Annotated in this window: 19 protein-coding genes and 1 tRNA gene; 9 read left to right on the forward strand and 11 right to left on the reverse strand. The window is 62.9% G+C overall.

What is annotated here, in order from left to right; all coding sequences use genetic code 11:
- Positions 1–13 precede the first annotated feature (13 nt).
- The 7 genes from rpsU to BC360_RS04405 form a co-directional block, all read right to left on the reverse strand.
- On the reverse strand, positions 14–250 hold the full coding sequence (gene rpsU, locus BC360_RS04375; protein ID WP_025424996.1) for a 30S ribosomal protein S21: 237 nt from the start codon (positions 248–250) through the stop codon (positions 14–16).
- 56 nt (positions 251–306) lie between these two features.
- The gene (locus BC360_RS04380; RefSeq protein WP_065794496.1) at positions 307–591 is read right to left on the reverse strand and encodes a cold-shock protein; all 285 of its coding nucleotides are present in this window, start codon (positions 589–591) and stop codon (positions 307–309) included.
- A 124-nt stretch (positions 592–715) separates the two neighbouring features.
- Positions 716–925 (reverse strand): cold-shock protein, encoded by a 210-nt coding sequence (locus BC360_RS04385; RefSeq protein ID WP_025424998.1) that lies wholly within the window; start codon positions 923–925, stop codon positions 716–718.
- Between the two features lie 516 nt (positions 926–1,441).
- On the reverse strand, positions 1,442–5,215 hold the full coding sequence (gene metH, locus BC360_RS04390; protein WP_065794429.1) for a methionine synthase: 3,774 nt from the start codon (positions 5,213–5,215) through the stop codon (positions 1,442–1,444).
- Between the two features lie 325 nt (positions 5,216–5,540).
- Positions 5,541–6,725: a mannose-6-phosphate isomerase Pmi gene (pmi, locus tag BC360_RS04395; RefSeq protein WP_065794430.1), complete on the reverse strand. Its 1,185-nt coding sequence runs from the start codon at positions 6,723–6,725 to the stop codon at positions 5,541–5,543.
- Positions 6,726–6,729: 4 nt separating this feature from the next.
- Entirely contained in the window at positions 6,730–7,224 is a 495-nt protein-coding gene (locus BC360_RS04400) for a heme-degrading domain-containing protein (RefSeq protein ID WP_065785587.1), read from the reverse strand.
- A gap of 11 nt (positions 7,225–7,235) precedes the next feature.
- Positions 7,236–8,132: an ROK family protein gene (locus tag BC360_RS04405; protein WP_065794431.1), complete on the reverse strand. Its 897-nt coding sequence runs from the start codon at positions 8,130–8,132 to the stop codon at positions 7,236–7,238.
- A 265-nt stretch (positions 8,133–8,397) separates the two neighbouring features.
- On the opposite strand from BC360_RS04405, the gene BC360_RS04410 reads away from it, so the two are divergent.
- From BC360_RS04410 to BC360_RS04435, 6 genes are all read left to right on the forward strand, one after another.
- Positions 8,398–8,474, forward strand: a tRNA-Arg gene (locus tag BC360_RS04410).
- Positions 8,475–8,932: 458 nt separating this feature from the next.
- Positions 8,933–10,462, forward strand: a complete 1,530-nt coding sequence (locus tag BC360_RS04415; protein ID WP_065794432.1) for an ABC transporter substrate-binding protein — start codon at positions 8,933–8,935, stop codon at positions 10,460–10,462.
- Positions 10,463–10,576: 114 nt separating this feature from the next.
- A complete protein-coding gene (locus BC360_RS04420) occupies positions 10,577–11,518 on the forward strand; it encodes an ABC transporter permease (RefSeq protein WP_065780801.1) in 942 nt (313 codons plus the stop codon).
- The gene (locus BC360_RS04425) at positions 11,518–12,387 is read left to right on the forward strand and encodes an ABC transporter permease (RefSeq protein WP_065794433.1); all 870 of its coding nucleotides are present in this window, start codon (positions 11,518–11,520) and stop codon (positions 12,385–12,387) included. The genes BC360_RS04420 and BC360_RS04425 overlap by 1 nt, the downstream gene beginning before the upstream one ends.
- 3 nt (positions 12,388–12,390) lie before the next feature.
- Positions 12,391–13,602, forward strand: a complete 1,212-nt coding sequence (locus tag BC360_RS04430; RefSeq protein ID WP_065794434.1) for an amidohydrolase/deacetylase family metallohydrolase — start codon at positions 12,391–12,393, stop codon at positions 13,600–13,602.
- Positions 13,603–13,646: 44 nt separating this feature from the next.
- A complete protein-coding gene (locus BC360_RS04435; protein ID WP_065794435.1) occupies positions 13,647–14,138 on the forward strand; it encodes a RidA family protein in 492 nt (163 codons plus the stop codon).
- A 19-nt stretch (positions 14,139–14,157) separates the two neighbouring features.
- Here the strand turns inward: BC360_RS04435 and BC360_RS04440 are convergent, their stop codons facing one another.
- The gene (locus tag BC360_RS04440; RefSeq protein ID WP_065794497.1) at positions 14,158–14,937 is read right to left on the reverse strand and encodes an IclR family transcriptional regulator; all 780 of its coding nucleotides are present in this window, start codon (positions 14,935–14,937) and stop codon (positions 14,158–14,160) included.
- 229 nt (positions 14,938–15,166) lie between these two features.
- Here BC360_RS04440 and BC360_RS04445 point away from each other — a divergent pair, with 229 nt between their 5' ends.
- Both BC360_RS04445 and BC360_RS04450 read left to right on the forward strand, forming a co-directional pair.
- Entirely contained in the window at positions 15,167–16,366 is a 1,200-nt protein-coding gene (locus BC360_RS04445) for an aminotransferase class V-fold PLP-dependent enzyme (protein ID WP_065794498.1), read from the forward strand.
- Positions 16,367–16,411: 45 nt separating this feature from the next.
- Complete coding sequence (locus BC360_RS04450) at positions 16,412–18,244, forward strand: ABC transporter ATP-binding protein (RefSeq protein WP_065794436.1); 1,833 nt, start codon at positions 16,412–16,414, stop codon at positions 18,242–18,244.
- A 155-nt stretch (positions 18,245–18,399) separates the two neighbouring features.
- Here BC360_RS04450 and BC360_RS04455 read toward each other — a convergent pair whose 3' ends face one another.
- Positions 18,400–19,125, reverse strand: a complete 726-nt coding sequence (locus BC360_RS04455) for an META domain-containing protein (protein ID WP_065780796.1) — start codon at positions 19,123–19,125, stop codon at positions 18,400–18,402.
- A gap of 239 nt (positions 19,126–19,364) precedes the next feature.
- On the opposite strand from BC360_RS04455, the gene dxr reads away from it, so the two are divergent.
- On the forward strand, positions 19,365–20,540 hold the full coding sequence (gene dxr / locus BC360_RS04460) for a 1-deoxy-D-xylulose-5-phosphate reductoisomerase (RefSeq protein WP_065794437.1): 1,176 nt from the start codon (positions 19,365–19,367) through the stop codon (positions 20,538–20,540).
- A gap of 168 nt (positions 20,541–20,708) precedes the next feature.
- Here dxr and hemA read toward each other — a convergent pair whose 3' ends face one another.
- The gene (hemA, locus tag BC360_RS04465; RefSeq protein WP_065780795.1) at positions 20,709–21,923 is read right to left on the reverse strand and encodes a 5-aminolevulinate synthase; all 1,215 of its coding nucleotides are present in this window, start codon (positions 21,921–21,923) and stop codon (positions 20,709–20,711) included.
- 225 nt (positions 21,924–22,148) lie between these two features.
- The gene (locus BC360_RS04470) at positions 22,149–22,946 is read right to left on the reverse strand and encodes an FAD binding domain-containing protein (protein ID WP_065794438.1); all 798 of its coding nucleotides are present in this window, start codon (positions 22,944–22,946) and stop codon (positions 22,149–22,151) included.
- Between the last annotated feature and the right edge of the window lie 4 nt (positions 22,947–22,950).

Raw genomic sequence — 22,950 nt, forward strand, 5'->3', positions numbered from 1 at the left:
CGGTGCCTCAGATTTAGCGGGTGCGGACGGCCTTCTTCGGCGCCGGCAGCAGGCCTTCGCGCTGAAGCTTCTTGCGTGCGAGCTTGCGCTGGCGACGAACGGCTTCCGCCTTTTCGCGAACGCGCTTTTCCGACGGCTTTTCATAGGCGCTGCGCGCCTTGAATTCGCGGAACAATCCCTCCCGCTGCATCTTCTTCTTCAGGATGCGGAGTGCCTGGTCGACGTTGTTGTCTCTGACGAGTACCTGCAAGATGTATCCTTCCCTTTGGTTGGTGGCCGCACATCGGCGGACCGAAATTGGCGTAGCTATCTTCCGATCCGGATGCGCGACGGTTTCAGCCAGGGTTCACCCTTGGCAATGCTGCGCGACGGTCCCTCTTCGATGGGAGAGGCCGCCTCTGTGGTCTCGACGTCGCTTGCAACGATGCGACGTTCGAAGTTCTCGCCGTCGAAACGGACGCGATATTGTGTTTCGCCGTGGTCGGCGGGCAGGACACCGATGATCCGGCACGTCCTCATGGCGGGTGCCAGCTTGGTGAAATCGGCCCTTACGGTCACCGTGTCGCCAACGGCACAAACTCTGCGGGTCATCATAGTTTCTTTCCCCGGAATGTGCAGGGTCCGGACGCAAAAAGGCCGGGCTTCACCCGACCTCTTCCCGTCAATCAAACGTCCCCAGCCAGTACATCCGTGGTCGGGGGAGGCAGATGACGATTCATTCCGCCCGGAGATTGTCGGCGGAGTTCTTGCCGGTCTTGCGGTCGCGGACGATGTCGTAGGTGACCTTCTGGCCTTCCGCCAGCGAGCCCATGCCTGCACGCTCTACAGCGGAAACATGAACGAACACGTCGGTCGTGCCGTCATCCGGCTGGATGAAGCCAAAACCCTTGGTGCCATTGAACCACTTTACAGTGCCTGAATTCATAACGATCTCCTTTCAATCGTTGATTTCGCTCGACGGGTATTCGCCGAGCCGTGTCGATGTTGAGAGGAAATCTGACAACGCTTTTCAGCGCTTTGACAAAGGTCGCAAGCAATATTCGATGGCACCCATATAATTCTTTTTTCGGGATTTTCAATGTTTCATTTGGAAAACGACCCGAAATGCAACTGCGTCGTCGAAAGACAACGTTGAATCACATTCATTTCAATTGGAATCCTTCCGGAATTTCCATCCTATTATTTTTGCACGCCTTAAGAAATATATTGGCGCCACCGGCCGTAAACCACGAATGCAGAGCAATAGGCCAGTTCAGCGAAGCATAGTGTGGTCAAGAATGGCAATCGCCGGCATCAACAACCGCTCAACGCCGTTTCATCTTGGCTTCAGGCAAGTGGGAAAGACGATTTCGCCCCGTGGCCGGCCTTGGGACGCACGCCGCTTCAAGAGCGACACTGACGGGCATGATTGCCCGCCAGCGCTATTGTTGGATGCCCGAGATTACTCGGCAGCCTCTGCTTCGGGCATCGGCACGTAGTTGAGGATCGGCGACAGCCAGCGCTCGACCTCTCGAACCGGCATGCGCTTGCGCGCGGCATAGTCCTCGACCTGATCCCGTTCGACCTTGGCAACACCGAAATAATAGGCTTCGGGATGACCGATATAGAGGCCGGAGACGGACGAGCCCGGCCACATGGCGTAGCTCTCGGTCAGGGTCACGCCGATCGTCTTTTCAGCGTCGAGCAGCCGGAACAGCGTTTCCTTTTCTGTGTGGTCGGGCTGCGCCGGATAGCCCGGTGCCGGACGGATGCCGGCATAGGGTTCACCGACCAGATCCTGCGGCGAGAACGCCTCGTCGGCGGCGTAGCCCCAGAGCTCCTTGCGCACATATTCGTGCATGCGCTCGGCAAAGGCCTCGGCAAAACGGTCGGCCAGCGCCTTGACCATGATCGACGAATAGTCGTCGTTGGCGCGCTCGAAGCGCTCGGCGATCGCCACTTCCTCGATGCCGGCGGTGACGACGAAGCCGCCGAGATAGTCTCGGCTGCCGCTGTCGACAGGTGCCACGAAATCGGACAGCGCCACGTTCGCCCGGCCGTCGCGCTTGCTCAGCTGCTGGCGCAGCGTGTAGAAGGTGGCAAGCTCCTGGCCGCGCGCCTCATCGGCAAACAGTCGGATGTCGTCACCGACGGTTCCCGCCGGCCAGAAGCCGACGACCGCCTTCGGCGCGAACCACTTCTCGTCGATGATCTTGGCAAGCATGGCCTGCGCATCGTCAAACAGCTGGCGCGCGGCCTGCCCCTGCTTCTCGTCGTCGAGGATCTTGGGATAGACGCCCTTCAGCTCCCAGGTCTGGAAGAACGGCGTCCAGTCGATGTAGCGCGCCAGCTCCTCCAGTTCCCAGCCCTGGAAAACCCGCGTGCCGAGGAACGAGGGAGCCTTCGCCTGGTGGGCGTTCCAGTCGATCTTGTGGGCATTGGCCCGCGCCTGCGACAGCGGCAGACGGCGCTTTTCCGCCTCGTTGCGGGCATGGGCGTCGGCGACCTTGCGGTATTCCGCACGGATCGTCTCGACATAGGATGTCTTGGCTTCCGGCGACAGCAGGCTGGAGACGACGCCGACCGCACGACTCGCATCGGTGACATAGACCGTCTGGCCGCGGTCGTAGCGCGGATTGATCTTGACCGCCGTATGCACCCGGCTCGTCGTCGCGCCGCCGATCAACAGCGGGATGTCAAAACCTTCGCGCTCGAGTTCGGAGGCGACATGCACCATCTCGTCGAGCGACGGCGTGATCAGGCCGGAAAGACCGATGATATCGACCTTCTGCTCTCTCGCCACCTCAAGGATCTTGGCAGACGGCACCATGACGCCGAGATCGATGATCTCGTAATTGTTGCAGGCAAGCACGACGCCGACGATGTTCTTGCCGATGTCGTGCACATCGCCCTTGACCGTTGCCATCAGGATCGTGCCGGCGCTCTGGCGCTCGCCTTCACCGCCGGCGGCCAGCCGCTCGGCTTCCATGTGCGGCAAGAGCACCGCAACCGCCTGCTTCATCACGCGCGCCGACTTTACCACCTGCGGCAGGAACATCTTGCCCGAGCCGAAAAGGTCGCCGACGACATTCATGCCGGCCATCAGCGGGCCCTCGATCACGTGCAGCGGCCGGGCGGACGCCAGCCGTGCCTCATCGGTATCGGCTTCGATATATTCGGTGATGCCGTTGACCAGCGCGTGTTCGAGCCGCTTTTCCACCGGCCATTCGCGCCAGGAAAGGTCCTTCTCCTTGCCTTGCGCCCCGCCCTGGCCGCGATAGCGCTCGGCGATCTCCAGCATGCGCTCGGTCGAATCAGCACGGCGGTTCAGCACCACATCCTCGCAGGCCTCGCGCAGCTCGGCATCGATCGTATCATAGACGGCGAGTTGGCCGGCATTGACGATGCCCATGTCCATGCCCGCCTGGATGGCGTGGTAGAGGAACACCGCGTGCATCGCCTCGCGCACCGGCTCGTTGCCGCGGAAGGAGAACGAAAGGTTGGAGACGCCGCCGGAGATGTGCACATGCGGCAGCGTCGCGATGATTTCGCGCGTCGCTTCGATGAAATCGACGCCGTAGTTGTTGTGCTCCTCGATCCCGGTCGCGACCGCGAAGATGTTCGGGTCGAAGATGATGTCTTCGGGCGGGAACCCGGCCTCTTGCGTCAGCAATGTGTAGGCGCGGCTGCAGATCTCGACCTTGCGCACCTTGGTATCGGCCTGACCGACCTCGTCGAAGGCCATGATGACGACGGCAGCGCCATAGGCGCGGCAAAGCCTGGCGTGATGAAGAAACGCCTCTTCGCCCTCCTTCATCGAGATCGAGTTGACCAACGGCTTGCCTTGGACGCATTTCAGGCCGGCCTCGATCACGTCCCACTTGGACGAGTCGATCATGACGGGGACGCGGGCGATGTCCGGTTCGGAGGCGACGAGGTTGAGAAACTCGACCATCGCCTGCTTCGAATCGATCAGGCCCTCGTCCATGTTGATGTCGATGATCTGCGCGCCGTTGGCGACCTGGTCGCGGGCGACATCGAGCGCTGCCGAATAGTCGCCGGCGGTGATCAGCTTGCGGAACTTGGCCGAACCGGTGACGTTGGTGCGCTCGCCGACATTGACGAAGGGAATGTCCGACGTCAGCGTGAAGGGCTCGAGCCCGGAAAGCCGCATCAGCGGCGCGACGTCGGGGATCCGGCGCGGCGGATGCTTGGCAACCGCCTTGGCAATCGCGCTGATATGGGCGGGCGTCGAGCCGCAACAGCCGCCCACGATGTTGACGAGGCCGTCGCGGGCAAAGGCTTCGACCTGGGCTGCCATCTGCTCCGGCGTCTCGTCATACTGCCCGAATTCGTTTGGCAGGCCGGCGTTCGGATAGGCGCAGACGAAGGTATCGGCAACGCCAGAGAGTTCGTCGATGTGCGAGCGCATGGCATTGGCGCCGAGCGCGCAGTTGAGCCCGATGGTGAAGGGGTCGGCATGGCGCACGGAATGCCAGAACGCCGTCGGCGTCTGGCCGGACAGCGTGCGGCCGGAAAGATCGGTGATCGTCCCGGAAATCATCACCGGCAGCTCGATGCCCTTTTCCGCGAACACTTCCTTGGTGGCGAAGATCGCCGCCTTGGCGTTGAGCGTGTCGAAGATGGTTTCGATCAGGATGATGTCGGCGCCGCCGTCGATCAGCCCGCGGATCTGCTCGGCATAGGCGATCCTAAGATCGTCGAAGGTCACCGCCCGATAACCCGGATTGTTGACATCGGGCGAAATCGACGCGGTCCGGTTCGTCGGGCCGAGCGCACCAGCGACGAAGCGCCTGCGACTGTCATGCGCTTCGGCGCGCTTGGCGGCGCGGCGCGCCAGGCGGGCGCCATCGCGGTTGAGGTCATAGACCATGTCCTCCATGCCGTAATCGGCCTGGGCGATGCGGGTCGAGGAGAACGTGTTGGTTTCGAGGATATCGGCGCCGGCGATGGCGTAGGAATAGTGGATGTCCTCGATCGCCTTCGGCTGGGTCAGCGTCAGAAGGTCGTTGTTGCCCTGTTGATGACAGGCGCAGCCGCCGAACCGATCTCCGCGGAAATGCTGCTCGACGAAACCCAGTTGCTGGATTTCCGTGCCCATTGCGCCGTCCATGATCAGGATGCGCTCGCTGGCCGCCTGCTTCAGCGCCCGCATGACTTCGGAGCCATCCGGCTTGGAGGAAAGGTCGCCGAAAAGGGCGTCGATGGCGGACATGGGAAATCTCCCGTTCTGAAAACGACAAACAATTGTCAAGTCAGTCACATAAAGATATCTTTATGTCAACATATCAGCGGACTTATTTTGCCGCATGGACGCTGGCTCAAGAGCCGATGTTTGCGCCGTTTCAGTCTGCGCACAGGCTTGGCCGAAAAGCGATTCCACTTTTCGGCTGACATGCAAGCCAAAGAAAATGGCCCGTCGCGACTGCGACGAGCCATTTGATGCTTCAAGCGGAAAAACTTACTGCATAATTCCTTAAATCGGATCCGATTTAAGGATGAAATTATGCAGCAAATTTAAAGCATTACAGCGCCGCGCGTCATATTTGACGCGCGGCGCTGTAGAGGCGCGCGAGGCAATCCCGTGTTTCATAGATCGCACAAAGGATGTGATAGAAGCTGCTGGCCGGCGCCGGTTCATCGACGAACGAGCCATCGGCCTTCTGCTTGTCGCGCCACAACCCGGCAACGGGCGTCTCCAGGAACAATCCAAGCGCGGCCGCAGCACGCGCGGCCGAGGCGAGATAGCGCTCGCGCTCGGCACCGTCTGTGAGGGCTGCAAACCGGACGGAAGCCTTCAGCCATTCCGTCTGCGGCCACAGCCGCGCAATCGGATCGGCAACCGAGAAATCATCAAGCAGCGTCATGACAGCGACATTGCGGTTCGGGCAGATCCCATGCGCTTCGCCGATCTCGAAGAGCCGCCGCGCCTTGACAATGGCTTCGGCATTGCCGCGCCGCTCGGCCCAGCGCAACAGCAGCCAGGCCCATTCGAACAGATGGCCCGGCTCGACGATGTGTCCCTTGTCGCCGGGGAACGGCGCCCAGTCGTGGTCGAAAAACTCCCGCAGCGCGCCGGTATCGCCGTCGATGAAGTGATCCATCGCCAGATGAGCGATCTCGTCGGCAAGGTTGGACCAGGCGACACGGTCAAAGCCCTCGACCTCTTCGCTGGCCAGGCATGCTTCGAACAGGTGCATGTGCGGATTGGAGCACAGCGGCAGCCGCGACGGATCATCCTCCTCGAAGCCGACGAGCGGATGCTTGCAATGGGCTTCGAGACGCTGGCGCAAACCGTTGCTGCGCTCGACCATCTCCGGCTTGCGCTCCGGGAAGACCTCGGCCAGATAGGCGAAGGCCAGCAGCGCGAAAGCCTGATTGTAGAGATCGAAGGAAGCATCGATGGGGTTGCCATCGGCATCCGCAAGCGCGCCGTAAAAACCTGTCGGCTGCAGATAGACGCGATCGAAATAGCCAAGTCCGCCCTCGGCGGCCCCCTGCCAGTCGCCGCTCCAGCCGCGCCTGCCGGCCTCAGCGAAACAATAGACCTGGCGCGGCTGCACCCGCGCCCGGCGGTTGGCGCGCGTCGGCTCGCCCTGCATGTCGATGGTCTCGACGAAACCGCCGCCGCCAGCATCGACGCCCTTTTCGCGCCAAAGCGGCAGGGCCTTTTCAGCCAGCCACGCCGACAGGGTGGCGGATTGCGAGAAAATATCCTGCGGCAACGGTTCAGCCCTCAAGCTTCAGTTCATCATGGTTCTTGCCGAGCAGTTCGGCCAGCGCCTCGACCACCATGTTGTGGTCCTCGCGCTGCGGCAGGCCGGACACGGTCACCGCACCGATGCAACCCGTGCCCTTGACGACGATGGGGAAGCTGCCGCCATGGGCGGCATAGTCAGCATCCGAAAGCCCGAGCTTCGCCTGCAGATTGGTCTGCTGCTTCAACAGCCCAAGGCCTGTCGAATAGCTGCTCTTGAACAGGCGAAAAACGGTGTTGCGCTTGCGGCGCACCCAGTTCGGATTGTCAGGCGTCGCGCCTTCAAGCGCGGCATAGAACACCTGCATGGAAAACAGCGTGATGTCGATGACGACGCCGAGCTTGCGTTCGGCGGCCATGCGGCGCAGCGTCGAGCCGAGCTGCCATGCGGCTTCCAGGTCGAAACTGTCAAACTGCAGTTCGTGCTCCTGGTGGGCGATGCGCTTGAGATCACTGTCAATATTCATGAAGCCTCCGCTCAATCCTTCCAGAGCCAAGCCGCACCGCGCACGCCGGAGCTGTCCCCGTGCACCGCCTTGCGGATCGGCGTTTCGAAACTGTCGCCAAAGAGATAGTTGACCACCAGCGGTGGGACGTCCTCATAGATCTCGTCAACATTCGACATGCCTCCGCCGAGCACGAAGACATCGGGGTCGACGATGTTGGTCAATAGCGCAAGGCTGCGCGCCAGCCGGTCGACGAAACGGTCATAGACGCCTGACGCCACCGGATCGCCCGCCCGCTTTGCTTCGATGATATCGCGCCCACGCTTTTCGACGCCGGTGGTCAGGCGATAGTCGAGCTCGACCCCGGTGCCGCAGGCATACATGTCGAGGCAGCCGTGTTTGCCGCACCAGCATTTGTGGCCGGGATATTCGTCCTTCGTCATCCACGGCAGCGGATAATGGCCGATCTCGGCGGCGACGCCCTGATAGCCGGCATGCACCCTCTTGCCGATCGCAAGGCCGCCGCCATGCCCCGTGCCGACGATCACGCCGAACACGGTCTGCGCGTCCTTGCCAGCGCCGTCGACCGCCTCCGACACCGCCAGGCAATTGGCGTCGTTGGCAAGACGCACCTTGCGGCCGAGCGCCAGCTCGAGATCCCGCCCGAGCGGCTTGCCGTTGATCAGCACGGCGTTGGAGTTGCGCACGATGCCGGTGCGCGGATTGGGACTGCCGGGAATGCCGATGCCGATCGAGCCCTGTTCGCCCGCCGTCTTTTCGGCGGCGGCCACGAGGTCGAGAACGGCCCGAATACAGTCGTCATAGCCGCTGGTCGGCGTCGCGACACGGTGGCGGGCGCGCGTTTCGCCATCGCGATCGAGCGCGATGACTTCCATTTTCGTGCCGCCCCAATCAATTCCGATGAACATGTCTGGATCAGGTCTCTGGGTGAGGGTCGCATGAGGGAGCGCCAACCTCCTCAAGCCGGCGCCAATCCCTGCTTAGCATTCGAAAGACCGGAAACGCCAGCCCCCGATTTCGGCACGCATCGGTAGAGGGGGAGCACGTCATCGGGCCGGCGCGATCCGCCATCCCGAGCATCGCCGGCACCGCGCGCCGCGCCCGATTTCGCGAAGGGACCGTGCAAAAACACTTGGCGAAGACGCCTTGCTTTTGTATGGGTGCTATCCGAGTGGTCCCGTAGCTCAGCAGGATAGAGCACCAGATTCCTAATCTGGGGGTCGCGCGTTCGAATCGCGCCGGGATCACCATTCTTCTCGTCAGCAAGACAACGCACAGGCACACCGCTCTGCCCGGCCGGCGGGCGTGGGACAATACCAATCAGTCATCTTGCGGCTCCCGCCGCGCCTGCCATTCGCCTTTCCGGTGATCGGGGCGTGCGTCCGTTCGCCTGCAACGGTGACGGGGCGCCGCGCATAAACATCTGAAAAGTTGGAATTTTCTTCGGCGCTCCGCCACCGATGTCGCCGTGCCCAGGCGTCGAGCACCGCGCTCCACTTCATCGCCGCGCCTCTCCATAGCTCACACGTCGATTCTCTCCTCGAGACGTCGCTCTTGCGTCCATCGCCTCGGTTGGTTGCCAGACGCCTGCCACCGCACCGGCTGCTTTTTTGCTGCGGCTTGACATTTCCGTAAGCTCGACCTTATCATTCCAATATAAAGTATCTTAGTACATAACTATGAAATAAAAATAAGAGAGGAACATACGATGAAATCAGCAAGGATCGCACTGCTTCTGGGAACGGCGCTTATCGCCTCCTCGTCATTCGCCTTCGCGCAGGAAAAGGGTGGGGTCATCAACGTCGCCACGGTTGGCGAGCCGCCGACGCTCGATCCGATGGCGTCGACCGCAGACCTGGTCGGCATCGTCTCGCAGCATATGTTCGAGACGCTCTACACCTTCGACAAGGATTGGAAGCCGACGCCGCTTCTGGCCGCCGCCCTCCCGGAGATCAGCGCCGACGGCAAGACCTACACGATCAAGCTGCGCTCCGGCGTCAAGTTCCATGACGGCACCGACATGGATGCAACCGATGTCATCGCTTCGCTCGAGCGCTGGACGAAGACGGCGTCGCGCGGCAAGCAGACGGCAACGACGATTGCCGGCATCGAGGCCGTCGACCCGACCACAGTGAAAATCTCGCTCAACTCGCCCTATGCGCCGCTGGTCTCGCTGCTCGCCTTCAACAATTCCGCCGCGATCGTGCTGCCTTCGGAAAGGCAGGCCGAGCCGATGGTCGATTTTGTCGGCACCGGCCCCTACCAGCTCAAGGAGCGCAAGGCCGACCAGTACATCCAGCTGACCCGTTTCGACGCCTACAGGTCGCCGGAAGGTGAAGCCAATGGCTATGGCGGCGCCCGCCACCAATATGCCGACGAGATCCGCTTCGTGCCGGTGCCGGACCCGAACACCCGCGTCGAGGCCGCCGTCTCGGGCCAGTACGACTATGTCGATTCGCTGCCGGTCGAATCCTTCGATCGGGTGAAGGGCTCGAGCGCCTCCGAGCCGGTGATGCTGCAGCCCTTCGGCTGGCCTGTCTTCGTGCTCAACTCCGGCAACGGCATGACCAAGAACCTGGAGCTGCGCAAGGCGATCCGCGCAGCCCTCAGCATGGAAGACATGATGGCGGCGGCCTTCGGCAGCACCGACTTCTACGCCCTCGATGCTGCTCTCTACCCCGCGCAATATGTCTGGCGCACCGAGGCCGGCACCGAAGGCGGCTACAATATCGCCGATCCGGAAAAGGCGGGCGAACTGCTGAAGGCCGCTGGCTACCAGGGCGAGCCGCTGCGCATCCTGACCAGCCGCCAGTACGAGTTCCACTACAAGATGGCCCAGGTTGCCGCCGAATATCTCAAGCTTGCCGGCTTCACCGTCGACATGCAGGTGGTGGATTGGGCGACGCTCACCCAGCGCCGCGCCGATCCGACGCTCTGGGATATCTACATCACCCACAGCCCGTTCCTGCCCGAACCGGCGCTGATCGGCATGATGTCGACGAAGGCGCCCGGGAACTGGGATACGCCGGCCCGCGCCAAGGCGGTCGATGCCTTCAACGCCGAATCGGATGCAGGCGAGCGCGTCGCCCGCTGGGCCGATGTTCAGAAGGTGATCTACGAGGAAGTGCCGTTCATCAAGATCGGCGATTTCAATGCCCTGTCGGCCAAGACCAAGACGCTTGACGGCGTCTCTCCCGCGCCGTGGCCCTACTTCTGGAACGCTTCGATCAAGAAGTAAGCTTTCACCCACTTGAAGCCTTCGGCGGGTGGTCTTTCCCTTCAGGGATTGCTGCCCGCCGGATAGCCCGGCGCTGCTTTGTCGGCGCCCGTGCGGAAGAAGTTCGAGGCACTCATGATACGCTATATCCTCCAGCGCCTGTTCGGCATGATCGTGGTCATGGCGCTTGTCGTCACCATTGTCTTCGTCATCGTGCGCGTGACGCCCGGCGATCCCGCCGCCGTCATGCTCGGGCCGGAAGCAACCCAGCAAGACATAGCCGACTTGAGAACCAAGCTTGGCCTCGATCAGTCGCTCGGCCTGCAATATGTCTACTATATCGGGCAGTTGCTGCAGGGCGATCTCGGCCAGTCGATCTTCCTCAACCAGCCAGTCACCTCGGCGCTTGCCGAACGGGCCGAGCCGACCTTCTTCCTCACCCTGTTTTCGATCCTGATCGCCAGCGCCATTGCGCTTCCGATCGGCATCTACGCCGCCTACCGGCGCGGCTCCTTCGTCGACCAGGCCGCCACCACGCTGGCAATGCTCGCCGCCAGCATTCCGAGCTTCTGGCTCGGCCTCATCCTCATCCAGATCCTCGCCGTGCGCCTCGGCTGGTTCCCGGTTTCGGGTTACGGCGGCCCGGGCGCGTCCTTTGTCGAGCGCATGTACCATCTCACGCTGCCGGCAATTGCGCTCGGGGTCGTCTCCTCGGCACTGATCCTGCGTTTTACCCGTGCCTCGATGCTCGACGTTCTCGGCGACGACTTCATCCGCACCGCCCGCGCCAAGGGCCTGGGCGAGCGCCGCGTGGTGATGAAACACGCCCTGAAGAACGCCCTTATCCCGATCCTGACGATCATCGGCCTGACCGCTGCCGTCCTGATCTCCGGCGCCGTCGTCACCGAAACCGTCTTCGGCCTTCCCGGCGTCGGCAATCTCGTCGTCTCGGCCGTGCTCAGGCGCGACTACCCGGTGATCCAGGGCGCGCTTCTGGTGATCGCCGCTCTGTACGTGCTGATCAATTTCGCGATCGACATGCTCTACCTCCTCGTTGATCCAAGGGTTCGCTACTGATGACCGTCACCGTATCAACCCCTGTCGAAAGCGAACGAGCCAAGTTCCTGCGCCGCCTGCTCAAGCGCAAGACCGTGGCCTTCGGTCTCTTCATTCTCCTCGTCTTCGTGCTTTTGGCCGTCTTTGCGCCGCTGATTGCGCCCTACGCACCGGGCAAGCTGTCGATCGTCAACCGTCTGTCGCCACCGAGCATGCGATGGTTCTTCGGCACCGACGAATTCGGTCGCGACGTGTTTTCGCGCACGATCTATGCCGGCCGGCTGTCGCTGCTGGTCGGCGCTGCCGTCGTCACGCTCGCGACGATCGTCGGCGTCGTCATGGGGCTTCTCGCCGGCTTCTTCCCGAAGCTCGACGCGCCGATTGCCCGCCTGATCGACGCGATGATGGCCTTTCCCGATATCCTGCTGGCGATCGCGCTTGTCGCTGCCCTCGGCCCGTCGCTGACGACGGTGATCGTTGCGCTCAGCGTCGTCTACGCGCCGCGGCTGGCGCGGGTGGTGCGCGCCTCGACGCTGGTAATCCGCGAACTGCCCTATGTCGAGGCGGCCCGGGCACTCGGCATCTCGACGCAGCACATCATGACGCGGCATGTGCTGCGCAACCTGCTCTCGCCGCTCCTGGTGCAGGGCACGTTCCTGTTTGCCCATGCCATGCTCGCCGAAGCCGGGCTTTCCTTCCTCGGTGTCGGCGTCAGCCCGGAAATCCCGACCTGGGGCACGATGATCGCCTCGGGTCGGCAATATATCGGACAGGCCGATTGGGTGACGCTGTTTCCCGGCATCGCCATCGTGCTTTCGGTCCTGTCCCTGCAGATGGTTGGCGACGGTTTGCGCGACATGCTCGACCCCCGCCTCAGAAAGGACCTGTAATCCATGCCCACCGCAAACCGTAGCACCAGCCCCGTGCTGATCAGCAACGTGAAGCCCGTCACCTTCGGCATGGCGGCGCCGGCCGAAACCGTCGATATCCTCATCGGAGGCGACGGCATCATCGCCGGCATTGGCAGCCAACTGGCAGCACCTGAAGGCGCCACGCGCATCGACGGCAACGGCGCCTGGATCTCGCCCGGCTGGATCGACCTTCACGCCCATGTCTGGCATGGCGGCACCGATATCTCGGTCAGGCCGCAGCTCTGCGGCATGGAGCGCGGCGTCACCACGATCGTCGATGCCGGTTCGGCCGGCGAAGCCAATTTTCACGGCTTTCGCGAATACATCATCGAGCCGGCGCGCGAGCGCATCAAGGCCTTCCTCAATCTCGGCTCCATCGGTCTCGTCGCCTGCAACCGCGTCAGCGAACTCAGCGACATCCGTTCGATCGATATCGACCGCATCATCGCCTGCTACCAGGAAAACCGCGAGCATATCGTCGGCCTGAAAGTGCGCGCCAGCCACGTGATCACCGGCTCCTGGGGCGTGACCCCGGTCAGGCTCGGCAAGAAGATCGCCAAGATCCTGAAGATCCCGATGATGGTGCATGTCGGCGAACCGCCGGCACTCTATGACGAGGTGCTGGAAATCCTCGGCCCCGGCGACATCGTCACCCATTGCTTCAACGGCAAGGCCGGCTCGAGCATCATCGAGGACGAGGATCTGTTCGAACTCGCCGAGCGCTGCGCCGGCGAAGGCATCCGCCTCGATATCGGCCATGGCGGCGCATCCTTCTCGTTCCGCGTCGCGGAAGTCGCCATCGCCCGCGGCCTGCTGCCCTTCTCGATTTCCACCGATGTGCATCTGCGCAGCATGAACCAGTCGGTCTGGGATCTCGGCACCACCATGTCGAAGCTGCTCAGCGTCGGCATGCCGTTCGAAAAAGTCGTCGAGGCCGTGACCCATGCGCCGGCCTCGGTCATTCGCCTGCCGATGGACAACCTTCTGAGCGTCGGCGCTCGCGCCGAATTCACCCTCTTCGATCTCGTTGATTCCGATCTGCGCGTCTTCGATTCGCTGGGAACCGAAGCGCATCTCAATCGCCTATTCGAGCCGCGCTACGCCGTCATGGGCACCAACGTCGTGGCGGCAAACCGATACCAGCCGCAGCATGTCGAATGCCCCGACCACAGCCACGGCTACAGCTACCGCTGAACCATCACAGACCACATAAACTGGCAGGATATCGCGTGAACAGTTTGGACCACAAGACAAAGGGCCATGCGCCGGCTTCGCCCTACCAAAGGCTCGCCGCCCTCGGCATCGACCTGCCGCCGGCGCCGCCGCCGATTGCCAACTTCGTCACCCACGTCCAGGAGGGCAACATCCTCTACCTCTCCGGGCAGGGCCCGCGCGAAGTCGACGGCCACCTGCATGCCGGCAAGGTCGGCGCCGACGTCGACATCGAAAGCGCCTACGAGCACGCCCGGCTGACGGGCATCAATCTGCTTGCGGTGATGCACGACGCGCTGGGCGATCTCGGTCGCGTCAAGCGCGTCGTCAAGATCCTCGGCATGGTCAACGCCGTGCCGGAATTCGCCGATCACCCGCAGGTGATCAACGGCTGCTCGGACCTGATGATCGACGTCTTCGGTGACGCGGGACAGCATGCCCGTTCAGCCGTCGGTTTCGGGTCGCTTCCCGGCAACATCACCGTCGAGATCGAAGCGATCGTCTCGCTTCACGCGTGACGGTCCAAGGGAGCTCGGATCAATGGCTGCGCCAGCCCATCATCTTCTCGATCCGCTCGGCGGAAACCCTGACGTGATCGGCGTAGAAGTCGCGATCGTCGAGGATCTTCTGTTCGGGCAGAACGATGGAGATGGTCGCGACGCAACTCCCCTTGTCGTCGAGGATCGGTGCGGCGACGCAGGCGACCGCATAGTCGGATTCACCAGCCTGGATCGAAAGCTTGGCGGCAAGCGCCGTCTCGGCCTGGCTCGACAGTGCCGCCGGATCGATATCGGCCCGTCCGGTCGGCGACGTGCGGGCGCAACGGCGGAAAAGTTCCAGCCGTTCGTCGGAGGGCAGATGGCCGACCAGCAATCGTCCCGACGCCGTCCAGTTGAGCGGCACCCGGGTGCCGACCCTGGATGTCACCTGAAAATGCCCGGGACCGTCGGCCATGGCAAGCACCTGCATATAGTCGCCGTCGCGGCCGCAGAGCTGGATGGTTTCGGCAACCTCGCGGCCGAGATCGTGCATCTCCCGCGTCGCGACCCCGAGGAAATCGAGCGAGCGCGCATAGGCAAGACCATAGTGATAGAGCCGGTCGCCGAGCCAGACCTGGCCGTCGGCGTCGCGGCTGAGCAGGTTCTTTTCCACCATGTCGTCGACGATGACATAGGCCGTCGACAGCGGTGCACCCACCGCCTTGGCGATGGCGTAGACGCCACTCGGAGAGCCGGTCTCGTAGAGAAAGTCGAGCACCTGCAGTGCCCGATCCATACCGCTCACGCGCGAGCGGCGGGTTTTTGCGGTCGGCTCCATGTCCTCGCCTGGCTCGGCGGCAATTGTCGTCTTGTCCAAGGGTCTGCTCCCGCGCAATTCGAAATTCGCAACAGATGGGCGGGCAGCGGCGGCTTCCCGCCTCACCCGCGACAACGGCCGGCTCGTCACTCCGAAACCGCCCGTTCATATCTCATTACTATGGTAGATATTCCGCGAAAACGGAATAGCTTACCTATTTCGACTGCCAGAAAAACATATGGAGACCACCATGCCTGACCGCGACATCCGCGAAGCTCTCGGACTTCGCCCAGTTATCAACGTATCCGGCACGATGACCAGCCTCGGCGCATCGATCGTGGTCCCGGAAGCGATCGCCGCGATGACAGGCATACTGCCGCAATTCGTCGAGATCAACGACCTGCAGCGCAAGATCAGCCCGGTGATTGCCCGGCTGACCGGCGCTGAGGCCGGCTTCGTCACCGCCTCCTGCTCCGCGGGCATCAGCCTTGCCGTCGCCGGCACAATGACCGGCGACAACATCGCGGCGATCGAGCGCCTGCCCGACGCGACCGGGCTGAAGAACGAAGTCATCATCCAGATGGGCCATGTCGTCAGCTATGGCGCGCCGGTCGATCAGGCAATCCGCATTGCCGGCGGCAAGCCGATCCTTGTCGGCCAGGCGACATCGGCCTATCGCTATCACCTCGAAGGTGCCATCAACGAGCGCACGGCGGCCGCTGTCTACGTCGTCTCCCACCATGTCGTGCAATACGGCCTTGTCGGTCTCAAGGAATTCGCCGAAGCCTGCCATGCCAAGGGCGTGCCCGTGATCGTCGATGCGGCCTCCGAATACGACCTGAAGATCTTCCTTGAGCAGGGCGCGGATATCGTCCTCTATTCCGGTCACAAGTTCCTGGGCGGCCCGACCTCGGGCATCGTCGCCGGCGAGAAGACGCTGGTGCGCAACGCCTTCCTGCAGAACCTCGGCATCGGCCGCGGCATGAAGGTCGGCAAGGAAAGCATGCTCGGCGTGATGGCAGCGCTGCTCGCCTGGGAAACGCGCGACCACCAGGGGATCCGCGACCGCGAGACCGGCTATCTCCATCTCTGGCGCGACACGCTTGATGGCCGCCCGGGCATCAAGCCGGTGATCGAAGCCGATCCGACCGGAAATCCGCTTGATCGCCTGCGCGTCACCATCGATCCGCAGGAAGCCCACATCACCGCCTGGGATCTCGCCGATGCATTGGCCCGAGGTCAACCGCCGGTGATCGTGCGCGACCACGAAGTCGAGCATAACTACTTCTACCTCGACCCCTGCAATCTGCACCCCGGCCAGGAAACCATCGTGGCGAACCGCCTTTCCGAGGAACTGACGACGGCGCGCGGCTCCAACGAGATCATCGCCACGCCGCTGGCGGACCGCAACGCCCGCCGTTTCACCAGCCTGTTGCGCTGGCCCGACTGAGACCGATCCGCCACCATCCGCGCAGAACGACAAGGAATGTGAGACATGACCCGCACCGACGCTGCCACTGACCCATTGAGAGCCCCCGTGCTTTCGGTCGAGAACCTGACGACCTCGTTTCTGGTCGACGGCACCTGGAAGCCGGTGGTGCGGGACATCTCGTTTTCGGTCATGCCGGGAGAGACGGTGGCGATCGTCGGCGAATCCGGCTCCGGCAAGAGCGTCACGTCGCTGTCGATCATGCGCCTCTTGCAGAAGGACATGAGCCGGACCGAGGGGCGTGTCATGCTCGGCGGCCGCAACATCCTCGACCTGCCGGAAAGCGACATGCGACGCGTGCGCGGCAATGACGTGGCGATGATCTTCCAGGAGCCGATGACCAGCCTGAACCCGCTGTTCACCATCGGCGACCAGATCTCCGAAGCGCTGCTTTGCCATCGGCCGATGAGCAAGGCGGAGGCGAAGGCGGAAACCATTCGCCTGCTCGACAAGGTCAGGATCCCGTCGGCGGCGTCCCGTTTCGACGAATACCCGCATCGCTTCTCCGGCGGCATGCGCCAGCGCGTCATGATCGCCATGGCGCTTGCCAGCCGTCCGAAGCTCCTGATCGCCGACGAACCGACGACCGCGCTCGATGTCACAATCCAGGGGCAGATCCTCGACCTGATCAAGGTGCTGCAGGAGGAGGAAGGAACCTCCGTCCTGTTCGTCACCCATGACATGGGCGTGGTTGCGGAGATTGCCGACCGCACGGTGGTGATGTTCCGCGGCGAAGCGGTGGAGACCGGCCGGACGGACGACATCTTCCTGCGCGCGAAACATCCCTATACCCGCGCGCTTCTCTCAGCCGTGCCCATGCTCGGCTCTATGAAGGGCAGGCCGCAGCCGCTGCGCTTTCCTGTTATCGACAGCATCACCGGCCTGCCGGATACGCCGGCCGAGGGAACAAGCACGGTCGCGGCGGCCCGCCCGATCCTTGAGGTGAAGAACCTCGTCAAGCGCTTCGACATTCATGCCGGCCTCCTCGGCAGACTGCAGGGCCGCGTGCACGCCATCGAGAACGTGTCCTTCAGCCTGCAGCCAGGCGAGACGCTGTCGCTCGTCGGCGAATCCGGCTGCGGCAAATCGACGACCGGTCGCGCCATCATGCGCCTGATCGAGCCGCAGAGCGGATCGGTCGTTCTCAACGGTCAGGACGTACTTGCCATGGATCGCAAACGCTTGCGCGAAATGCGCCGGACCATGCAGATGATCTTCCAGGATCCCTTTGCCAGCCTCAACCCGCGCATGACCGTGGGCGCCGCGATCGCCGAACCCTATCTCGAGCACAAGCTCGGCACCGCGAGCCAGGCCCGAGACAAGGTCGCCGACCTGCTCGAGCGCGTCGGCCTGCAGGCCGACATGGCCGCGCGCTATCCGCACGAATTCTCCGGCGGACAGCGCCAGCGCGTCTGCATTGCCCGGGCGCTGGCGCTCGATCCGAAGGTCATCGTTGCCGACGAGTCGGTCTCGGCGCTCGACGTCTCGATCAAGGCGCAGGTCATCAATCTCCTGCTCGACCTGCAGGCGAGCCTCGGCCTTGCCTATCTCTTCATCTCGCACGACATGGCCGTCGTCGAGCGCGTCAGCCATCGCGTCGCGGTGATGTATCTCGGAGAGATCGTCGAGATCGGCCCGCGCGCCGACATCTTCGAGAACCCGCAGCACCCTTATACTCGCAAGCTCATGGCTGCCGTGCCGATCGCCGACCCGACCCGGCGTCACACCAGGCGCAATGTCGCCAGCGACGAGATCAAGAGCCCGATGCGGGCGCCCGATTACGTCGTTGCCGCACGGGAATACCGCCAGATTTCGGCCGAACACTTCGTGCAGGTGTAAAGGACGGCGCTGAAATCGCGCCGGCACTCGTCGGGCTTCCGCCACGCCGGATGCAGCCGCTCGACTTTGGCAACATCCTTGACCATGAAAGCGATCTCCGGTGGCGTACGACTGCCTCGCCCGCGTCCATTGCCTGGAAGGTCGGGATGAGCGTGTCAGCCGGCCGCCTTGCAGGCGATCCCGGCATCATTCTCGCCCTTCGTCGCGTCGTAGAGCGTTGCCTCGTTGCCCTTCGTCCACCAGATGTACTGGCCGCCGGCATATTTGGCGCCCGATCCGGAGATCACGTTGGAGGCGACGATGAAGTTGCCGTCGATGGTAAAGGTCACCAAGGAGACCGGGCCGGCATTGATGTATTCGGCTTCGACCGTCTTGCCGCCGCAATCATAGCGAACCGCTTGGCGATCGACCGTCTCGGCATCCGGAATGGAGATCGTGACATCGACACTGCCTGATCCGCCCGCCGTCATCGACGCGAGTGTCAGTGCCGGCGCACCGGTCGGCTTGGCGAGGATCAGTTTGGAGCTTTCGACTGCCCAGGAAAGCTCGGTGCGCAGCGCCTCGAAGAACTTCTGCTCCTGGTCCATCACCGCCGGCACGCACATCTTGCGCGTCGAGGCCGCCGGCCCGAAGGTGATCTTCGCGCCCGAAAGGCTGAACGTTCCGGTGAAATGGTTGCAGCCGGCCATGCCGCCATAGGTCCCGTCGTCACGGATCTCCAATGTTGACTGAAGGTTGTCGATGACCCCGCGACCGGCGATGTCTTCGGCAAGCCAGGTGCCGACAAGTTGCTGCGGCACGTTCTCGGCGGCGACCGTCTGCATCGAAGCCATTTCGATCAGCACGCAGGCGCAGGAAAGGGCGGCGGCGACTTTCAGCATCGGGAACTCCTTCGCGCTTCGACTCGTGATCCGATTCTTAGCCCGATCACACGTCGGATTGAAGACCGCGCCCTTGTTGCACGTCGATTTCGGCTGTAGAGCCTAGCGCATATCCTGAAGATCGGCATCGGTTTTCGGCAAAACCTAAACGCGCCTTCCATCCGTCGGAACGAGCGTTCGACGCCCGGCCGGGCGCTTGCGCCCCCACTGGAAGAGCGAACAAGAATATGGGAATTGGCATGGCATCCCGCGAAAACGCGAAGCGCCGACTGACGATCCTGGGCGCTACCGGCTCCATCGGCACCAACACGCTCGATGTCGTCGAGCGGCTGGGTGGTCGCGACAGTTTCGAAATCGTTGCACTCACCGGCAACGGCAACATTCCGCTGCTGGCACAGCAAGCGATCACCCACGGCGCAGAGCTTGCCGTCACCGCCGACGACAACCACTACGCCAGCCTGAAGGCAGCGCTTTCCGGCACCGGTGTAGCCGTTGCATCCGGCAAGAGCGGCCTGATCGAGGCGGCGGAGCGCGACGCCGGCTGGGTGATGGCGGCAATCGTCGGCAATGCCGGGCTGGCCCCGACGCTGGCCGCCGCAAGCCGCGGTGCCGACATCGCCCTTGCCAACAAGGAATGCCTGGTTTCCGCCGGCAGCCTGTTCATCGAAGCGGTGAAGAAGGGTGGCGGCAGATTGTTGCCGGTCGATAGCGAACACAACGCCATCTTCCAGGTGCTGGAAGAACATCAGCGCCATGCCGTCGAGCGCATTATCCTGACAGCCTCCGGCGGTCCTTTCCGCACCAAGACGCTGGAAGAGATGCGCCACGTGACCGCCGACGTCGCCCGCGCTCATCCGAACTGGTCGATGGGGCTGAAGATCTCGATCGACAGTGCCTCGATGTTCAACAAGGCGCTGGAGATGATCGAGGCCAAGCACCTGTTTGGCCTCAGGCCGGAGCAGATCGAGGTGATCGTGCATCCGCAGTCGGTGATCCACTCGATGGTCGGCTATACCGATGGTTCGGTGCTGGCACAGCTCGGCTGCCCCGATATGCGCACCGCCATCGGTTATGCGCTCTCCTATCCCAGCCGCTGCGATCTGCCGATCGAACGGCTAGACTTCGCCAAGCTGTCGCGCCTCGATTTCGAAGCGCCCGATGAAGTGCGGTTTCCGGCGCTCCGACTGGCGCGCCGCGCCATGGAACAGGGCGGCGCGCAGGGGGCCGTGCTGAATGGCGCCAAGGAGACGGCGCTGGAAGCCTTCATCGCCGGTCGGACCGGGTTCCTGGCCATGGCCGAAATCGTCGAGCAGGTGATGGACAAGCTGTCGGACCTGCCGGCGGCCGTTACCATGGACGATGTTTTCGCCGCCGACGAAAAAGCCCGACAGTTGGCTGCCGGGCTGATCCGATAGTTTTCTGATCGGACGTTCCCGCCCCTCATCCGGCCTGCCAGCCACCTTCTCCCCGCACGCGGGGCGAAGGGGACACGCGGACGCGCCTCTTTCCAAATCCCCTCTCGCCGCTTGCGGGGAGAGGGTTAGGTGAGGGGCAATTCCCTCGAAAGAAAAGTGAGCCGTTCGTCAGGCGACCGCCCGTGCCAGCGCACAGCGCGACCACAGCGAATGCAGTGCACCGACCAGATGGTCGATATCGGCATCCGAATGCAGCGGCGTCGGGGTGATGCGCAGGCGTTCGGTCTTCTTCGGCACCGTCGGATAGTTGATCGGCTGCACATAGACGCCGAAGTGGTCAAGCAGCAGGTCGGAGATCCACTTGCACTTGGCCGCATCGCCGACCATGACCGGCACGATATGGCTCGGGTTCGGCATATGCGGGATGCCGCGCTGGTCGAGCAGCGAGCGCAGCCGGCGCACGCGCTCCTGGTGGGCGAAGCGTTCGACCTGGCTTACCTTCAGGTGGCGGATGGAGGCGAGCGCCCCGGCAGCAAGCGTCGGCGGCAGCGCCGTCGTGAAGATGAAGCCCGAGGCAAACGAACGGATGAAATCGCAAAGCGCCGTCGAGCCGGTGATGTAGCCGCCCATGACGCCGAAGGCCTTGCCGAGCGTGCCTTCGATGACGGTCAGGCGATGCATCAGGCCTTCGCGCTCGGCAATGCCGCCGCCGCGCGGACCATACATGCCGACGGCGTGCACTTCGTCGAGATAGGTCATCGCGCCGTATTTGTCGGCGAGATCGCAGAATTCCTTGATCGGGGCAATGTCGCCGTCCATCGAATAGACGGACTCAAAGGCGATGATCTTCGGCGCGCGCGGGTCGGCAGCGGCAAGCTTGGCCTCGAGGTCGGCCACCGAATTGTGCTTGAAGATGACGCGTTCGCACTTGGAATGACGGATCCCCTCGATCATCGAAGCGTGATTCCCGGCGTCCGAAAAGACGATGATACCGGGAATCTTCGAACAGAGCGTTCCAAGCGCAGCCCAGTTGGACACGTAACCCGAAGTGAACAGCAGCGCCGATTCCTTGCCATGCAGATCTGCGAGCTCGCGCTCCAGCAGCACATGGTAGTGATTCGTTCCGGAAATGTTGCGGGTTCCGCCGGCACCGGCACCGCATTCGTCGATCGCGCGCTTCATCGCTTCGGTGACGATGGGGTGCTGGCCCATTCCGAGATAGTCGTTGGAACACCAGACCGTGACTTCCTGGATGCCTTCGGCCGTGTGGCGCGCAGCCTTCGGGAAGTTGCCGCGATGGCGAGCGATATCGGCGAAAACCCGGTAGCGACCTTCCTGATGCAGCCCGTCCAGCTCGGTTTTAAAGAAATTCTCGAAATCCATCATCTTCTCCAGTGCCCTGCCGCTTTTCTTGATTCAAAGCGACCTGGGGTCAACCCCGCATTGCGCTGCGCCCACCGCCTGCGGCAAAAGGCCTCTAGTTTTGAACCGTTCCAAAGAAAGCCTTAGCGCATGTAAATCCCTCCAAGCTTGATCGAAGTCAAGCTTGGACGAAAAAAGGGCGGCCGAAACCGTCCTTTTTGACGCATCAAGCGGGGTGCGCATTGCTCATGCCGCGGCCACCGCGCGTTTTGCCATCACCTTCACCAGATTGGCGCGATAGGTGGCATCCGCATGGATATCGGAAAGCAGGTCGGAAGCGTCGACCGGCACATTGGCAAGCGCATCCGGCGACCAGTTGGACGAAAGCGCTGTCTCCATGCCCTTGTGCCGGAAGACGCCGCTCGAGCCGGCCCCCGTCACCGCGACGCGAACATCGCCATTGTCCCGCCTTGCGACGAAGACGCCGGCCATGGCGTAGCGCGAGGCCGGGTTGGCGAACTTCTGATAGGCCGCCTTCGCCGGCGCTTCGAAGGTGATCGCTGTCACCAGCTCGCCGTCCTCGAGGGCAGTCTCGAAAAGACCGGTGAAGAAATCGCCGGCGGCAATCTCCCGCCGGTCAGTGACAATGGTCGCGTCGAGCGCCAGCATTGCCGAGGGATAGTCGGCCGCCGGATCGTTGTTGGCGAGCGAGCCGCCGATCGTGCCCATGTGGCGCACATGCGGGTCGCCGATATGGCTGGCGAGCCCGCAGATTGCCGGGCATACGGCCGCAAGCTCGGCGGAGGACGCCACCTCGAAATGGGTGGTCGCCGCAGCGATCCTCACGGTTTTCCCCGTCACCTTGATGCCCCTCATTTCGGAGACATGCCTGAGATCGATGAGATCGGTCGGTGCGGCAAGCCGCTGCTTCATGGTGGGTATCAGCGTCATCCCACCGGCGAGATATTTGCCCTCCCCCGCGGCCTGCTTGAGCTTGACGGCATCCTGGATAGAGGACGCCCGGTGATAATGGGTCTCGTACATGACA

It is taken from the genome of Ensifer sp. LC163 (assembly GCF_001695855.1).
GTDB lineage: Bacteria > Pseudomonadota > Alphaproteobacteria > Rhizobiales > Rhizobiaceae > Ensifer.

What these genes read in the sequence shown, in the direction of transcription:
- BC360_RS04380 (WP_065794496.1), bottom strand. Translation starts at nt 591, where the DNA reads ATGACCCGCAGAGTTTGTGCCGTTGGCGACACGGTGACCGTAAGGGCC.
- BC360_RS04385 (WP_025424998.1), bottom strand. Translation starts at nt 925, where the DNA reads ATGAATTCAGGCACTGTAAAGTGGTTCAATGGCACCAAGGGTTTTGGC.
- metH (WP_065794429.1), bottom strand. Translation starts at nt 5,215, where the DNA reads ATGTCCGCCATCGACGCCCTTTTCGGCGACCTTTCCTCCAAGCCGGAT.
- BC360_RS04400 (WP_065785587.1), bottom strand. Translation starts at nt 7,224, where the DNA reads ATGAATATTGACAGTGATCTCAAGCGCATCGCCCACCAGGAGCACGAA.
- BC360_RS04405 (WP_065794431.1), bottom strand. Translation starts at nt 8,132, where the DNA reads ATGTTCATCGGAATTGATTGGGGCGGCACGAAAATGGAAGTCATCGCG.
- BC360_RS04415 (WP_065794432.1), top strand. Translation starts at nt 8,933, where the DNA reads ATGAAATCAGCAAGGATCGCACTGCTTCTGGGAACGGCGCTTATCGCC.
- BC360_RS04420 (WP_065780801.1), top strand. Translation starts at nt 10,577, where the DNA reads ATGATACGCTATATCCTCCAGCGCCTGTTCGGCATGATCGTGGTCATG.
- BC360_RS04425 (WP_065794433.1), top strand. Translation starts at nt 11,518, where the DNA reads ATGACCGTCACCGTATCAACCCCTGTCGAAAGCGAACGAGCCAAGTTC.
- BC360_RS04430 (WP_065794434.1), top strand. Translation starts at nt 12,391, where the DNA reads ATGCCCACCGCAAACCGTAGCACCAGCCCCGTGCTGATCAGCAACGTG.
- BC360_RS04440 (WP_065794497.1), bottom strand. Translation starts at nt 14,937, where the DNA reads ATGGAGCCGACCGCAAAAACCCGCCGCTCGCGCGTGAGCGGTATGGAT.
- BC360_RS04445 (WP_065794498.1), top strand. Translation starts at nt 15,167, where the DNA reads ATGCCTGACCGCGACATCCGCGAAGCTCTCGGACTTCGCCCAGTTATC.
- BC360_RS04450 (WP_065794436.1), top strand. Translation starts at nt 16,412, where the DNA reads ATGACCCGCACCGACGCTGCCACTGACCCATTGAGAGCCCCCGTGCTT.
- BC360_RS04455 (WP_065780796.1), bottom strand. Translation starts at nt 19,125, where the DNA reads ATGCTGAAAGTCGCCGCCGCCCTTTCCTGCGCCTGCGTGCTGATCGAA.
- dxr (WP_065794437.1), top strand. Translation starts at nt 19,365, where the DNA reads ATGGCATCCCGCGAAAACGCGAAGCGCCGACTGACGATCCTGGGCGCT.
- hemA (WP_065780795.1), bottom strand. Translation starts at nt 21,923, where the DNA reads ATGGATTTCGAGAATTTCTTTAAAACCGAGCTGGACGGGCTGCATCAG.
- BC360_RS04470 (WP_065794438.1), bottom strand. Translation starts at nt 22,946, where the DNA reads ATGTACGAGACCCATTATCACCGGGCGTCCTCTATCCAGGATGCCGTC.